The sequence below is a fragment of the Sporosalibacterium faouarense genome (genome assembly GCF_016765695.1).
Taxonomy (GTDB): domain Bacteria; phylum Bacillota; class Clostridia; order Tissierellales; family VENL01; genus Sporosalibacterium; species Sporosalibacterium faouarense.
The window spans coordinates 1-15,326 of record NZ_JAETGO010000032.1 but is presented as its reverse complement, the minus strand read 5'-3'; the positions used below and the strand labels follow the sequence as shown (position 1 = coordinate 15,326).

Sequence of the window (15,326 nt, the reverse complement as noted above, 5' to 3'; positions counted from 1 at the left end):
TGTTTACGTGTGGCTTATTTCTTTCAAATTTTGCTTTTGCCATTTTTCAATTCCTCCTTAATACTTAATCTTAATTTTATAGAATTATTTGCCCATTATATCTTCAGCAATACTCTTTGGTACTACTTCAAAATGATCTAATTCCATAGAGTAGTTTCCTCTACCTTGAGTATTAGAACGTAAATCAGTTGCATAACCAAACATTTCTGCTAAAGGTACAAAGGCATCTACTACTTTAACTCCATTTCTATCAGCAAAGCCTTCTACTCTACCTCTTCTAGAGTTAACATCACCCATTACATCTCCCATATATTCTTCAGGTACTAATATTTCAACCTTCATATATGGCTCTAATATAACAGGGTTAGCTTTTCGAGCTGCTTCTTTAAATGCCATTGAGCCGGCAATTTTAAAGGCCATCTCTGAGGAGTCAACCTCATGATATGAACCATCATATAATGTAACTCTAAAGTCTGACACTGGATATCCTGCTAAGATACCACTTTCAGCTGCTTCTTGAATTCCTTGATCAACTGCAGGAATGTATTCCTTAGGAATAGATCCACCTTTAATTTCATCAACAAATTCATATCCAGATCCAGGCTCAAGAGATTCAAGACGAATCTTAACATGACCATATTGACCTTTACCACCAGACTGCTTAGCGTATTTTTGGTCAACATCTGCTGAACCTTTAATACTCTCTTTATAAGCAACTTGTGGAGCACCAACATTAGCTTCTACTTTAAATTCTCTTAATAATCTATCTACGATTATCTCTAAGTGAAGCTCTCCCATACCTTCGATAATTGTTTGACCTGTATCTGTATTAGTATAAGTTCTAAATGTTGGGTCTTCTTCTGCAAGTTTTTGTAGTCCAATACCCATTTTTTCTTGACCTGCTTTTGTCTTTGGCTCTATAGCTACAGAAATAACAGGCTCTGGGAATTCCATTGATTCAAGGATAATAGGGTTGTCTGGATCACATAACGTATCACCAGTCGTTGTATCCTTAAGTCCTATAGCTGCTGCTATATCTCCTGCATATACTTGACTTATTTCTTCTCTAGAGTTAGCATGCATTTGAAGTATACGTCCAACTCTTTCCCTTTTATTCTTTGTAGAGTTTAGAACGTATGACCCTGCCTCCATCACTCCTGAGTATACTCTAAAAAAAGATAATTTACCTACATATGGGTCTGTCATAATTTTGAATGCTAGAGCTGAAAATGGCTCTTCATCAGAAGATTTTCTTTCAGCTTCTTCTTCAGATTCAGGTAATAATCCTTTAATAGCCGGAACATCTAATGGTGAAGGCATATAGTCAACAACTGCATCAATTAGCAACTGAACACCCTTGTTCTTATATGCTGAACCACAAAGAACTGGTATTATATCAACATTAATAGTTGCTTTTCTTATTGCATCCATAATCTCTTCAACGCCAATCTCTTCACCCTCTAAATACTTCATCATTATTTCTTCATTTTGGTCGGAGATAGCTTCAAGAAGTTGCTCTCTATATTCTTCTGCTTTATCTTTTAATTCATCAGGAATTTCTGTAGTCTCAATATCTTGACCTAATTCATCTTTATATATTTTTGCATTCATGTTTACTAGATCGATGATACCTACAAACTTTTCTTCTGCTCCTATTGGAAGTTGGATTGGAACAACATTAGCCTTTAATCTATCCTTCATAGTTTGAACTGAAAAATAGAAGTCTGCTCCCATCTTATCCATTTTGTTTACAAAACAAATTCTTGGTACATTATACTTATCAGCTTGACGCCAAACTGTCTCAGACTGTGGCTCAACACCACTTTTAGCATCAAATATAGCTACTGAACCATCAAGAACACGTAATGATCTTTCAACCTCTACAGTGAAATCCACGTGGCCAGGTGTGTCAATGATGTTAATTCTGTGATCTCTCCAGAACGTAGTAGTCGCAGCAGAAGTTATTGTGATTCCTCTTTCCTGCTCTTGCTCCATCCAGTCCATCTGTGACGCGCCTTCATGAGTCTCTCCTATTTTATGAACTCTACCTGTATAAAATAGAATCCTTTCAGTAGCTGTTGTTTTCCCTGCATCAATATGCGCCATAATTCCTATATTACGGGTTTTTTTCAAAGATACTTTTCTAGCCATACTAGTCCTCCTTTCTGCTGCTGAATTTACCTATTTCTTATAGTTCCCAAAAAATTCAACATTAAACATATCTATCTATTAATTAATATTTATCTCTCTAAATATATATAAAGTGGATGATTTATAAGCACCCAACTACCATCTGTAGTGTGCGAAAGCTTTATTAGCTTCAGCCATTTTGTGAGTGTCTTCTCTTTTCTTAACACTAGCTCCAGTGTTATTAGCTGCATCCATAATTTCTTTAGCTAGTTTTTCTCTCATAGTTCTTTCGCCTCTTTTTCTAGAGTACGTAACTAGCCATCTAAGACCAAGTGTTTGCCTTCTTTCAGGTCTAACTTCAATTGGTACTTGGTAGTTTGATCCACCAACACGTCTAGCCTTTACTTCTAATACAGGCATGATGTTATCAAGAGCTTTATGGAAAACTTCTAGTGGTTCTTCACCAGTCTTTTCCTGAACATAATCAAAAGCATCATACACAATCTTTTGAGCTACTCCTCTTTTACCATCTAACATTACTGAGTTGATAAGTTTAGTTATTACTTTATCTTTGTATAATGGATCAGGCATTACTTCTCTTTTTGGTATACTTCCTTTTCTTGGCACTTCGCTTCCCTCCTTAATAATCTAAGACTAAGTCATTGGTACTCGACAATCTGAGATTGTCGTTGTGCACTAAATGCTATATGTGAACACAGCTTTAATATCTAAAGTATTTTGGGCTTTCTCACTGCATTTTCGCACTAGTAATTTAAACTAAATTTACTTCTTAGGTCTCTTTGCACCATATTTTGACCTACTTTGCATTCTTCCTTCCACACCTGCTGTATCTAATGTACCTCTAACAATATGATATCTAACACCAGGTAAGTCTTTAACTCTTCCACCTCTTATAAGAACAACACTATGCTCTTGTAAGTTATGTCCAATACCAGGAATGTATGCAGTAACTTCCATACCATTAGTAAGTCTTACTCTGGCAATCTTTCTTAAGGCTGAGTTAGGCTTTTTAGGTGTGATAGTTTTAACAGCAGTACAAACTCCTCTTTTTTGAGGCGAGCTTACATCAGTATGCTTTTTCTTCAAAGAGTTAAATCCAATATTTAAGTGTGGAGATTTAGTCTTCTTTGTAGTTTTCTTTCTACTTTTTCTCACTAGCTGATTAATAGTTGGCATCTACTCGGCACCTCCTTCCAATTATTCTTTTAATTATTTCAGTAGCGCAGCAGAAGCTGCTCTTACGTCAATCCCACAGGCTTTTCCTAATTCTTTCATTGTATCAACATAATATATTTCTACATTTTTTTCTTGGCATAACATAATAAGGCTATCTATAATATATCCATCTGCATCCTTTGCTATAAAGACGACATCTACCTCATCGTTGGCAACAGCCTTTTTAGCCTGTTTCGTACCTACAATCTTTTTTCTTTCATTGATTTTTGGTATCACTTAAGTTTCCTCCTTATTGTAATATCTAAAAGATTATGCAGTATAAAACTACATAATCCTTTAGATTGTAAAAGAGTCAACTCTATAAACTCAAACACTCATATATTTTAACACCAGTTAGTTATGCTGTCAACAGTTATATTGTTAAAGTTCCATCTCTGCTTCGTTATCAGTTTCTTGAGGTTCTAGTGTGTTGACTGCTATGTTTTTATATTTCTTCATCCCCGTACCAGCTGGGATTAATTTACCAATAATTACATTTTCTTTCAGTCCAATCAAGTTATCTTCTTTACCCTTAATAGCTGCTTCAGTTAATACCCTTGTAGTTTCCTGGAAGGAAGCTGCAGATAAGAATGATTCAGTTGCTAGAGAAGCCTTCGTTATACCAAGTAATACTCTTCGAGCAGTTGCTGGCTCTCCTCCTTGATCCTCAACTTTCTTATTTTCCTCTTCAAAATCAAAGATGTTTACAAGTCCTCCTGGTAGAAGATCAGTATCTCCAGAATCCTCTACTTTAACCTTGCCAAGCATTTGTCTGACAACTACCTCTATATGCTTGTCATGTATATCAACACCTTGCATTCTATAAACTCTCTGTACTTCTTTTACAAGATATGATTGAACCCCTAAAGTACCTTTAATCTTTAATATGTCATGAGGATTAACTGATCCTTCTGTTAGCTCGTCACCGGCCTCAATAGCATCGCCTTCTTTAACCTTTAATCTAGAACCATAAGGTATAGTATATGACTTCGATTCTCCATCTTCGCCAGTTATTATAGCCTCTTTCTTACGTTTTGATTCCTTTATAGAAACTGTACCAGCAATTTCTGATATCATAGCAAGACCTTTTGGCTTTCTAGCTTCAAATAACTCTTCAACCCTTGGTAAACCTTGTGTGATATCTGAGCCTGCTATACCACCAGTATGGAAGGTTCTCATCGTAAGCTGAGTTCCTGGTTCCCCGATGGACTGAGCAGCTATAATACCAACAGATTCTCCAACATTAACCACATTTCCTGTCGCAAGGTTAGTTCCATAGCATTTTGCACAAACACCATGTCTAGTTCTACAACCAAGAACTGTTCTTATCTTAACCTCATTGATACCTGCATCTACTATCTCTTCAGCGATATCCTCAGTAATACGCTCATCTTTTTCAACTATTATTTTACCAGTTTCTGGATGAGTTATATCTTCAAAGGAATATCTACCTTCAATTCTATCTTTTAATTCCTCAATTACTTCTTTACCGTCTCTAAATGCCGAAGCTACTAAAGCATGGTCTGTTCCACAGTCTTCTTCCCTTACTATAACGTCCTGACTTACATCAACTAGTCTTCTTGTTAAATAGCCAGAGTCGGCAGTTCTTAATGCCGTATCGGCATTACCCTTTCTAGATCCGTGAGTAGATATGAAGAACTCTAAAACTGTTAGTCCTTCTCTAAAGTTAGACTTGATTGGCTGCTCAACTGTTCTACCAGAGGCATTGGCCATAAGTCCCCTCATACCAGCAAGCTGCTTGATCTGGTTTCTACTACCCCTCGCACCTGAATGGGACATAATAAATACATTATTTAATCTATCTAAACTATTCATTAACGCTTCAGTTACTTTCTCAGTAGTTCTATTCCATACCTCAATAACCTTCTCATATCTTTCTTCATCTGAAATCAAACCTCTTCTATATGCTTTCTCATATTTATCTACTACTGCTTCAGCCTCCGATAACAGTTTTTCCTTCTCATCAGGAACTTCAATGTCACCTATACTGATTGTCATAGCTCCAATAGTAGAGAAATGGAAACCAAGATTTTTTAAATGGTCAAGCATAATAGATGTAACTGTATTTCCATGCTTTCTAAAGCATTTCTCTATAATTTTACCTAACATTTTCTTGTCAACCAAGGTATCTACTTCCAGTGAGTAAGGATCTTTCTTTCTATCAACAAAGCCTAAATCCTGTGGAACATTTTCATTAAATATAAATCTTCCAACTGTACTCTCTACAAGTTTTCCTTGAATATCCTCTTTATTTAGCTTACACTTCATTTTTACTTTAGCGTGTAATCCAACGGCACCATTATAATATGCTAATAACAATTCATCAAAATCTTTAAATACCTTACCTTCACCTTTTTCACCTTCAATATCTATAGTTAGGTAATATGAACCTAAAACCATATCCTGTGTTGGTGTAGTAATTGGTTTACCATCTTTAGGTGCTAAGATATTGTTTGTCGCTAGCATTAAGAACCTTGCTTCTGCTTGTGCCTCTGAAGATAAAGGTACGTGTACCGCCATCTGGTCTCCATCAAAGTCAGCATTATAAGCTGTACATACTAGAGGATGTAGTTTTATCGCTTTACCCTCTACTAATACTGGTTCAAAAGCCTGAATACCTAATCTATGAAGAGTAGGTGCACGGTTAAGAAGTACTGGATGCTCTTTAATAACTTCTTCAAGTACATCCCAAACTTCGGACTTAACCTTTTCTACCATTCTTTTAGCACTCTTAATATTGTGGGCATGACCTTCGTTCACTAGCTTTCTCATAACAAATGGCTTAAATAACTCTAATGCCATTTTCTTAGGTAATCCACACTGATAGAATTTTAGTTCTGGTCCTACAACGATAACAGAACGTCCAGAGTAGTCAACCCTCTTACCTAATAAGTTCTGTCTAAATCTACCTTGTTTACCTTTTAGCATATCAGATAAAGATTTTAAAGGTCTGTTACCAGGCCCTGTAACTGGTCTTCCCCTTCTACCATTATCAATCAAGGCATCTACAGCCTCTTGAAGCATTCTTTTTTCATTTCTAACAATGATATCTGGTGCTCCTAAATCAAGTAGTCTCTTTAATCTGTTATTTCTATTAATAACTCTTCTATATAAATCATTTAAATCTGATGTTGCAAATCTACCACCATCAAGCTGTACCATTGGTCTTAAATCAGGTGGTATTACTGGAATAACGTCCAATATCATCCAGTCAGGTCTATTTCCTGACTGTCTAAAAGCTTCTACAACCTCTAATCTTCTTATAATTCTTACTCTCTTCTGACCTGAACTTTCTTTAAGAGCCATTCTCAACTCTTTTACTTCTTTTTCTAAGTCAATATTAGCTAAGCATTCTTTAACAGCTTCAGCTCCCATACCTGCTCTGAAGCTTCTTCCATACTTTTCTATTGCTTCTCTGTACTCACCTTCACTTAATAATTGCTTTTGAGAAAGTGGCGTATCACCTGGATCAATTACAATATAAGAAGCAAAGTATAATATTTTCTCTAAAGATCTTGGTGACATATCCATTATTAAGCCCATTCTACTTGGTATCCCTTTAAAATACCAAATATGAGATACTGGAGCTGCCAATTCAATATGACCCATTCTTTCTCTTCTAACCTTTGATTTTGTGACCTCAACACCACATCTGTCACATACTACTCCTTTATACCTTACTCTTTTGTACTTACCACAGTGACACTCCCAGTCCTTAGTCGGACCAAAGATTTTTTCACAGAAAAGCCCTTCTTTTTCTGGTTTTAGCGTTCTGTAGTTAATTGTTTCGGGCTTTTTTACTTCTCCTCTTGACCATCTTCTTACCTTTTCTGGAGACGCTAGCCCAATTCTTATTGAATCAAAATTGTTCAGTTCTAACAAGGAGCTTTCTCTCCCTTCTATAAGTAATTTTTTCCCTTACTTATCTAACATATATAATTAGTTTTAATAATCATCGTCATCGTCGTAATCATCATAGTCATCATTATCATTATCGTCATCGTAATCGTCATCATCTTCATAATCATCGTCTTCTTCGTAATCATCATCTGGGTCTGCTAAATCTTCATCACCAGAATCTTCTCGCTTATCTAAGCCAATGTTTAATTCGCTGATTTCATCATCCACGGATTCTTTGATTTCTATTTCACTATCCCCTTCTGATAATACTTTAACATCTAAGGATAAACTTTGTAATTCCTTAATCAATACCTTAAATGATTCAGGTATTCCAGGCTCTGGAATGTTTTCCCCTTTAACTATTGCTTCATAGGTCTTAACACGCCCTACTACATCATCTGACTTAACAGTTAAAATTTCCTGTAATGTATACGAAGCACCATATGCTTCTAAAGCCCAAACTTCCATCTCACCAAATCTCTGACCTCCAAACTGAGCTTTACCTCCTAGAGGTTGCTGAGTTACTAGTGAGTAAGGACCAGTGGACCTAGCATGAATTTTATCATCAACAAGGTGATGCAGCTTAAGCATGTACATATACCCAACTGTAACTGGGTTATCAAATAGTTCACCAGTTCTTCCATCTTTTAGTTGTATTGTACCTGTCTCAGAATATCCAGCATCCTTCAATGCTTCTTCAATATCATCCTCATGAGCTCCATCAAATACAGGAGTAGCTATCATCCAACCTAATGCTTTAGCAGCCATTCCCAAGTGAACTTCTAGTACCTGACCAATATTCATACGAGATGGTATACCTAGTGGATTAAGTACAACATCTAATGGCGTTCCATCTGGAAGATATGGCATATCTTCTTGAGGCAATATCCTCGAGATAACCCCTTTATTACCATGTCTACCACACATCTTATCTCCTACGTTTATCTTACGTTTGGTAGCAACATAAACTCTAACAAGTTGATTTACTCCTGGAGACAGTTCATCACCATTATCTCTAGTGAAGACTTTAACATCTACTACTATTCCTTCTTCACCGTGGGGAACTCTTAGAGATGTATCTCTAACTTCCCTAGCTTTTTCACCAAATATTGCTCTTAACAATCTCTCTTCTGCCGTAAGCTCAGTTTCACCCTTTGGAGTAACTTTACCTACTAGGATGTCATTGGCTTTAACCTCAGCACCAATCCTAATAATACCTCTCTCATCTAGGTTCTTAAGAGAGTCTTCTCCTACATTTGGTATATCCCTAGTTATTTCCTCTGGGCCAAGCTTAGTATCTCTTGCGTCAGATTCATATTCTTCTATGTGAATAGATGTCAATGCATCTTCAATTACTAACTTTTCATTTATTAATATAGCATCCTCATAGTTATAGCCTTCCCAAGTCATAAATCCAATTAATAGATTCTTTCCTAATGCGATTTCTCCAAGATCAGTTGAAGGACCATCAGCTATAACTTGGCCTTTTTTAACTTTTTCATTACTCTCAACAATTGGTCTTTGATTAACACAAGTACCTTGATTTGAGCGTTTAAATTTAAGAAGCTTATACTTCTCTAACTGTCCATCTTCATCTCTTTTAATAGTTATTTCATTAGCAGTTACCCTTGTAACCAGTCCATCACTCTTAGTAAGCACTACTGATCCAGAGTCCTTCGCTGCTTTATACTCCATACCGGTTCCTACAATAGGTGCTTCTGCCTTCAACAATGGAACTGCCTGTTTCTGCATGTTGGCACCCATTAGAGCTCTGGTAGCATCATCATTTTCCAAGAAAGGTATCATAGATGTAGCTACTGATACGATTTGTTTAGGAGAAACATCCATATAGTCTATTTCTTCCCTTGGAACAACATCAATTACACCGTTTTGTGCCCTTACGATAACCTTCTTGTTTACAAATTTACCTTCTTCATCTAATTCTTCATTAGACTGAGCTATAATGAAATCATCTTCTTGATCAGCAGTCAGATATTCGATTTCATTAGTCACAACACCTCTTTCTTGGTCAACTCTTCTATAAGGTGCTTCAATGAAACCATAATCATTTATTCTACCATAAGTAGATAAAGATGTAATTAATCCAATGTTTGGACCCTCAGGTGTCTCGATTGGACACATTCTTCCATAATGAGAATGGTGTACGTCTCTAACTTCGAATCCAGCTCTATCTCTGCTTAACCCACCAGGTCCAAGGGCTGACATTCTTCTTTTATGAGACAATTCAGATAAAGGATTGGTTTGATCCATGAATTGTGACAGCTGACTGCTACCAAAGAATTCTTTAATTGATGCCGCCACAGGCCTAATATTAATTAAAGCTTGAGGAGTTATAACATCAATATCTTGAATAGTCATTCTTTCTCTTACGACTCTTTCCATTCTTGCTAATCCGATTCTAAATTGATTTTGTAATAATTCACCTACCGAACGAATTCTTCTATTGCCTAGGTGGTCAATGTCATCAACATTACCTATTTCTTGGAATAGATTAAAATGATAATTAACAGATGCTATAATATCTGCAATCAAAATATGTTTAGGTGACAATTCGCGAATCCTATCTTTAATAGCGTTTTTAATTTCTTCTTCATCGGAATACTCTTCTAATATTTCCTTCATAACTGGATAATAAAGCTTTTCTCTTAATCCTAAATCTTCTAAAGAGAAAGGTAATTCAAAAGCCTTAACGTCAACAAAATGGTTGCCTATTACCCTAGCAATTCTATTTTCTTCTGTATAAACATCTACAGTATTTATTCCTAATCCTTCAATTTTAAGGGCATTCTTTCTAACAATCTTCTCTCCACTTTCTACTAGTATTTCTCCAGTATTAGGATCAATAATATTTTCTGCAGCCCTTCTATTTACTATCCTGTGTCTAAGAGCCAACTTTTTATTAAACTTATATCTACCTACTTTTGCTAAGTCATATCTCTTTGCATCAAAAAATAGAGAATTAATTAAAGAATTAGCACTATCAACAGTAGGTGGTTCTCCTGGTCTTAGTCTCTTATAGATTTCTAATAACCCTTCTTCTTGGGTTTTAGTATTGTCTTTTTCTAATGTCTTTAAAATTTGTTCACTCTCACCAAGTAGTTCAAGAATTTCTGCATCTGAACCATATCCAAAAGCTCTTAATAACACAGTAAGAGGTAGTTTCCTAGTTCTATCCACTCTAACATAGGCTATATCATTTGAATCACTTTCATATTCAAGCCAAGCTCCTCTATTAGGTATTACTGTAGCAGAGAATAACTTCTTACCTGTTTTGTCCATCTCGCTGTTGTAATATACCCCTGGTGATCTTACTAGCTGACTAACAATAACTCTTTCTGCTCCATTAATAATGAAAGTACCTTTCTCCGTCATTAATGGAAAATCACCCATAAATACTTCTTGTTCCTTAACCTCACCAGTTTCCTTATTAATAAGACGAACTTTTACCTTTAGTGGTGCCGCATATGTAACGTCGCGCTCTTTAGATTCCTCTTCATCATACTTAGGTTCTCCGCTAACAAAATAGTCAACGAATTCCAAAATAAGGTTTCCAGTATAGTCCTGTATTGGTGATATGTCCTCAAAAACTTCTTTAAGTCCTTCACCTAAAAACCAATCATAGGACCTTTTTTGAACTTCAATTAAATTTGGTAAATCTAACACTTCATTAATTTGTGAATAACTCATTCTCTCCCGTTTGCCTAGAGAAACAGGATGCACCATATAATTCACCCCTTATTCAACAGTAAAATACCCAAAAGTAAAAAAAACTACTTTTGGTAAATTTTGCATCATAACATATCTATTATAATATTTCCAAGTAGGAAATATTTTATTCAAGTATTATGCCAATTTTAGCCTATTACGCATTAAATAATACTATCACACTGATGTAAAGTTGTCAAGCAATTCTTTTATAATGTTTTAGATTACCTTTTTCTGAATTTTATTTGAATTAACTAGATAAGAAATAGTTTGATTGGTAAGATTTATTGCTTAGGCGAATTGCAATAAAAAAGGACTCCATTAAAATGAAACCCTCTTTATTAATAAAAAGACACTCTGGGATTTTCCCAGAGCTGTCTTTTAATCAAAGTTATTATTTTACTTCTACAGAAGCTCCAGCTTCTTCTAATTGGTTCTTGATATCTTCAGCATCTTCTTTAGACACGCCTTCTTTTATTGCCTTAGGAGCGTTATCTACAAGTTCTTTAGCTTCTTTTAATCCTAAACCAGTAATTCCTCTAACAGCTTTAATTACTTTAATTTTTCCGCTACCTACGTTTGATAAGATAACATCAAATTCAGTTTGCTCTTCTTCTGCTCCACCTGCTGCTCCAGCTGCTGGCATAGCTGCCATAGCCATAGGTGCTTGAGCGCTTACTCCAAACTCTTCTTCTAATTCTTTTACTAATTCTGATAATTCTAATACTGTAAGATTCTTAACCTCTTCAATTAAATTTTGAATTTTTTCACTTGCCATTTCTAAATCCCTCCGTAAATTTATTATAATTTTTTTATTTTTTATTTTGTTGATTTATGCTTGTGCTGTTTCTTGCTTTTCTCTAACAGCATTTAGAGCGTATACTAAGTTTCTCATTGTACCTTGAAGTACATTTGCAAATCCAGATATTGGTGCATTTAATCCACCAAGTACTTGAGCTATAAGAACTTCTCTTGAAGGTAGGTCTGCTAATGCCTTAACTCCTTCTAAGTCCATAAGCTTGCCATCAACGATTCCACCCTTTATCTCAAGAGCTTTGTGGTCTTTAGCGAATTCACTAGTTATCTTAGCTGGTGCTACCGCATCTTCATAACCAAAAGCTACCGCATTAGGCCCAGTTAAGAATTTATTGAATTCTTCTAACCCAGCTTCTTTGAAAGCAAATCTCATCATTGTATTTTTATAAACCTTATAATCAACATTTGCTTCTCTATACTTCTCTCTTAATTCAGTAACTTCTTCAACATTAAGACCTCTATAATCAACAAGAACTATCGAGTCGGCTTTGTCAATTTTGTCTTTGATTTCTTGAACTACAAGTTTTTTCTGTTCTATTATTGAACTCATGCTTTTGCCACCTCCTCCTATAAAAAGTAATGAATAATAAAAAGCCTCTCCGTAGACACGGAGAGGTCATTGATATCTTAAAACATAGGAATCAAGTGTATCAAATACTCAACCTCGGTAGGCTAACAATTTAAACCAAATGGCACCTACTGTCTACGGTTAATCAATCTATATTAAATTTATTATCGTATTTACAACGTTTATTATTCTATCAATAATAACTTATGTTGTCAACACAAAATTTATTTATCCATTAATTTTTGCGGGTTGATTTTTATTCCAGGTCCCATAGTACTTGAAATAACAACGCTTCTTAGGTATCTTCCCTTAGCAGCAGCAGGTCTTGCTTTTACGATAGCATCCATTATAGTGTTAAAGTTTTCCTCAAGCTTTTCAGTACCGAATGAAGCTTTACCAATTACTACGTGAACTATACTAGTCTTATCTACTCTATACTCTACTTTACCTGCTTTTATTTCATTAACTGCATTTTCAACGTCAAATGTAACAGTACCAGACTTTGGATTTGGCATTAATCCCTTAGGACCTAATACTCTACCTAATCTACCTACAACACTCATCATATCAGGTGTTGCAACAACAACATCAAAGTCAAACCAGTTTTCATTTTGAATCTTATTTACGTATTCATCAGCTCCAACAAAGTCAGCTCCTGCTGCTTCTGCTTCTTTGGCTTTATCTCCTTTAGCAAAAACAAGAACTCTCTTAGTATTACCAGTACCATGAGGTAAAACTACTGCTCCTCTTACTTGTTGGTCAGCATGTCTTGGGTCAACTCCAAGTCTAGCAGACAATTCAATTGTTTCGTCAAACTTTGCTTTAGCTGTTTTTTGTACTAATTCAATAGCTTCATGTGTATCATATACTGCTTCTCTATCAAATTCCTTAATGCTATTTTGATAATTCTTGCCTCTTTTTGGCATATTTACAACCTCCCTCGTGGTATTAACGGTTTAGACCTCCCACTTATTTCTTAGTCCTCTACAACAATTCCCATACTTCTTGCTGTTCCAGCAATCATACTCATTGCAGTTTCTATACTACCTGCATTTAAATCAGGCATTTTTGTTTCTGCAATTTGTCTAATTTGATCTTGAGTTATTGTCGCTACTTTCTTTCTGTTTGGCTCTCCAGAAGCTTTTTCCAATCCTACTGCTTTTTTAATTAATACAGCAGCTGGAGGAGTCTTAGTGATAAAGCTGTATGATCTATCTTGGTATACTGTTAAAACAACTGGTATTAACATCCCAGCTTGATCTGCAGTTTTTGCATTAAATTCCTTACAGAATCCCATGATATTAACACCATGTGGACCTAATGCAGTACCTACAGGTGGTGCTGGAGTCGCTTTACCAGCTGGTATTTGTAATTTAACAACAGCTGCAACCTTCTTTGCCATGTCTTTACACCTCCTTGCAAATTTGTGGTTAGTCGGGTTTACCCCTCCCACTAAATATAAGCATCTTATATCTATAAAAAAGCTTTAATAGCTTTATTAACAGTTTTAGGTTATACCTTATGGTTAGTATATTATTATAATTTTTCTACTTGATCAAAGTCTAGTTCCACTAAAGTTTCCCTACCAAACATTGAAACGAAAACCTTAAGCTTTCTCTTTTCCATGTTAATACTTTCAACTGTTCCAATAAAGTTCTCAAATGGTCCGGAAACAACCTTTACATTATCTTTTACTGCAATATCTATATTAGGTAATGCTTCTTGTACACCTAAAGCTCTTACTTCTTGCTCTGTAAGTGGTACAGGTTTAGACCCAGGGCCAACAAAGCCCGTTACGCCTCGAGTATTTCTAATAAGGTACCATGATTCATCGTTCATTATCATCTTAGCTAACACATATCCTGGGAACATTTTTCTTTCTTTAATCTTCTTTTTGCCATTTTTGTTCTCTACGTATTCTTCCGTGGGTACCTTTACTTCAAAAATTACATCCTGCATTCCTCTATTTTCTACAAGCTTTTCTATGTTAGCCTGAACTTTTTTTTCATGTCCGGAATAAGTATGAACTACATACCATTTTGCTTTATCTGACTTATCTGTCATAGCATTCAGAGACCTAATAATAGGACTCTTACCTCCCTTATATCCTCATATTTTAAAAGTACTATCTGATTAGAATTAAGTATTTTAAGAGTCGTGGTTCTATAAATAATAAAACCTTATTACATAAGAATTTTTATACAATTACTTGCAAAAGTTCGTGAAAACCAGTATCTAATAACCAAACAACAAAAGATATTAGTGCACAAACAGCAAAAACTACAATTGTATAATTGATCAGTTCTTTTTTGTTTGGCCAGCTTACTTTCTTTAATTCAGCTCTTGTACTTTTAAAGAAGTTACCTATTCTTTTTACTCCACCTTTGTTAGAACTGCTTTGTGCTGCCATATAACTTCACATCCTTACTTGTTTATTTAAATTACTCTTAATTACTTAGTTTCCTTATGATTAGTGTGCTTTTTGCAGTTAGGACAATATTTCATTAGTTCAATTCTTCCAGAATCAGTTCTTTTATTTTTTGTCGTATCATAATTTCTGTGCTTACACTCTGTACAAGCAAGTCTTATCTTCACTCTCACAATTCGCACCTCCTGCCACATTGAATACTTCTTCTTATATATACAAATTCTTTATATACGGGCACAAATACCCAATCATATAACTACATTACTTTATATAAACTATCACATTATAAAAAGCATGTCAATAAAAAATTGCAATTCATACATATTTTGGTCTAGCTTTAAAATATTATTTCCATAAAAGATGAGAAAATACTAAAACCTTAATATTTTAGACATCTTATTTTAAAAAGACTAGGTCAAAAGACCTAGTCTTTTATATCTAATTACTCAACTATCTTAGTAACAACTCCAGCTCCTACTGTTCTTCCACCTTCACGAATAG

The 15,326-nt window shown here is 35.1% G+C and carries 13 protein-coding genes and 1 other annotated feature; all 13 genes read right to left on the bottom strand.

All coding sequences use genetic code 11. The features are described 5' to 3' along the window. Positions 1-84 precede the first annotated feature (84 nt). Positions 85-2,151, bottom strand: a complete 2,067-nt coding sequence (fusA, locus tag JMO20_RS04840) for an elongation factor G (protein ID WP_202708412.1) — start codon at positions 2,149-2,151, stop codon at positions 85-87. A 135-nt stretch (positions 2,152-2,286) separates the two neighbouring features. Continuing rightward, on the bottom strand, positions 2,287-2,757 hold the full coding sequence (gene rpsG / locus JMO20_RS04835; RefSeq protein ID WP_202708411.1) for a 30S ribosomal protein S7: 471 nt from the start codon (positions 2,755-2,757) through the stop codon (positions 2,287-2,289). Between the two features lie 156 nt (positions 2,758-2,913). After that, positions 2,914-3,327 carry a 30S ribosomal protein S12 gene (rpsL, locus tag JMO20_RS04830; protein WP_202708410.1) on the bottom strand — a complete coding sequence of 138 codons (414 nt, stop codon included), beginning with the start codon at positions 3,325-3,327 and terminating at the stop codon, positions 2,914-2,916. 33 nt (positions 3,328-3,360) lie between these two features. Next, a complete protein-coding gene (locus tag JMO20_RS04825) occupies positions 3,361-3,603 on the bottom strand; it encodes a ribosomal L7Ae/L30e/S12e/Gadd45 family protein (protein ID WP_202708409.1) in 243 nt (80 codons plus the stop codon). A 144-nt stretch (positions 3,604-3,747) separates the two neighbouring features. Then, positions 3,748-7,269: a DNA-directed RNA polymerase subunit beta' gene (rpoC, locus tag JMO20_RS04820; protein ID WP_202708408.1), complete on the bottom strand. Its 3,522-nt coding sequence runs from the start codon at positions 7,267-7,269 to the stop codon at positions 3,748-3,750. A 63-nt stretch (positions 7,270-7,332) separates the two neighbouring features. Beyond that, the gene (gene rpoB, locus JMO20_RS04815; protein WP_202708407.1) at positions 7,333-11,031 is read right to left on the bottom strand and encodes a DNA-directed RNA polymerase subunit beta; all 3,699 of its coding nucleotides are present in this window, start codon (positions 11,029-11,031) and stop codon (positions 7,333-7,335) included. Between the two features lie 376 nt (positions 11,032-11,407). Then, on the bottom strand, positions 11,408-11,791 hold the full coding sequence (gene rplL, locus JMO20_RS04810) for a 50S ribosomal protein L7/L12 (RefSeq protein ID WP_202708406.1): 384 nt from the start codon (positions 11,789-11,791) through the stop codon (positions 11,408-11,410). Positions 11,792-11,845: 54 nt separating this feature from the next. Next, on the bottom strand, positions 11,846-12,379 hold the full coding sequence (gene rplJ / locus JMO20_RS04805) for a 50S ribosomal protein L10 (RefSeq protein ID WP_202708405.1): 534 nt from the start codon (positions 12,377-12,379) through the stop codon (positions 11,846-11,848). A gap of 28 nt (positions 12,380-12,407) precedes the next feature. Continuing rightward, positions 12,408-12,556: a sequence feature (ribosomal protein L10 leader region), on the bottom strand. A 65-nt stretch (positions 12,557-12,621) separates the two neighbouring features. After that, complete coding sequence (gene rplA, locus JMO20_RS04800) at positions 12,622-13,323, bottom strand: 50S ribosomal protein L1 (protein ID WP_202708404.1); 702 nt, start codon at positions 13,321-13,323, stop codon at positions 12,622-12,624. A 50-nt stretch (positions 13,324-13,373) separates the two neighbouring features. Then, positions 13,374-13,799: a 50S ribosomal protein L11 gene (rplK, locus tag JMO20_RS04795; RefSeq protein ID WP_202708403.1), complete on the bottom strand. Its 426-nt coding sequence runs from the start codon at positions 13,797-13,799 to the stop codon at positions 13,374-13,376. Between the two features lie 134 nt (positions 13,800-13,933). Further along, complete coding sequence (gene nusG, locus JMO20_RS04790; protein WP_202708402.1) at positions 13,934-14,461, bottom strand: transcription termination/antitermination protein NusG; 528 nt, start codon at positions 14,459-14,461, stop codon at positions 13,934-13,936. A gap of 133 nt (positions 14,462-14,594) precedes the next feature. Continuing rightward, a complete protein-coding gene (secE, locus tag JMO20_RS04785) occupies positions 14,595-14,807 on the bottom strand; it encodes a preprotein translocase subunit SecE (protein ID WP_202708401.1) in 213 nt (70 codons plus the stop codon). A gap of 41 nt (positions 14,808-14,848) precedes the next feature. Continuing rightward, positions 14,849-15,019: a 50S ribosomal protein L33 gene (gene rpmG / locus JMO20_RS04780; RefSeq protein WP_207753436.1), complete on the bottom strand. Its 171-nt coding sequence runs from the start codon at positions 15,017-15,019 to the stop codon at positions 14,849-14,851. Between the last annotated feature and the right edge of the window lie 307 nt (positions 15,020-15,326).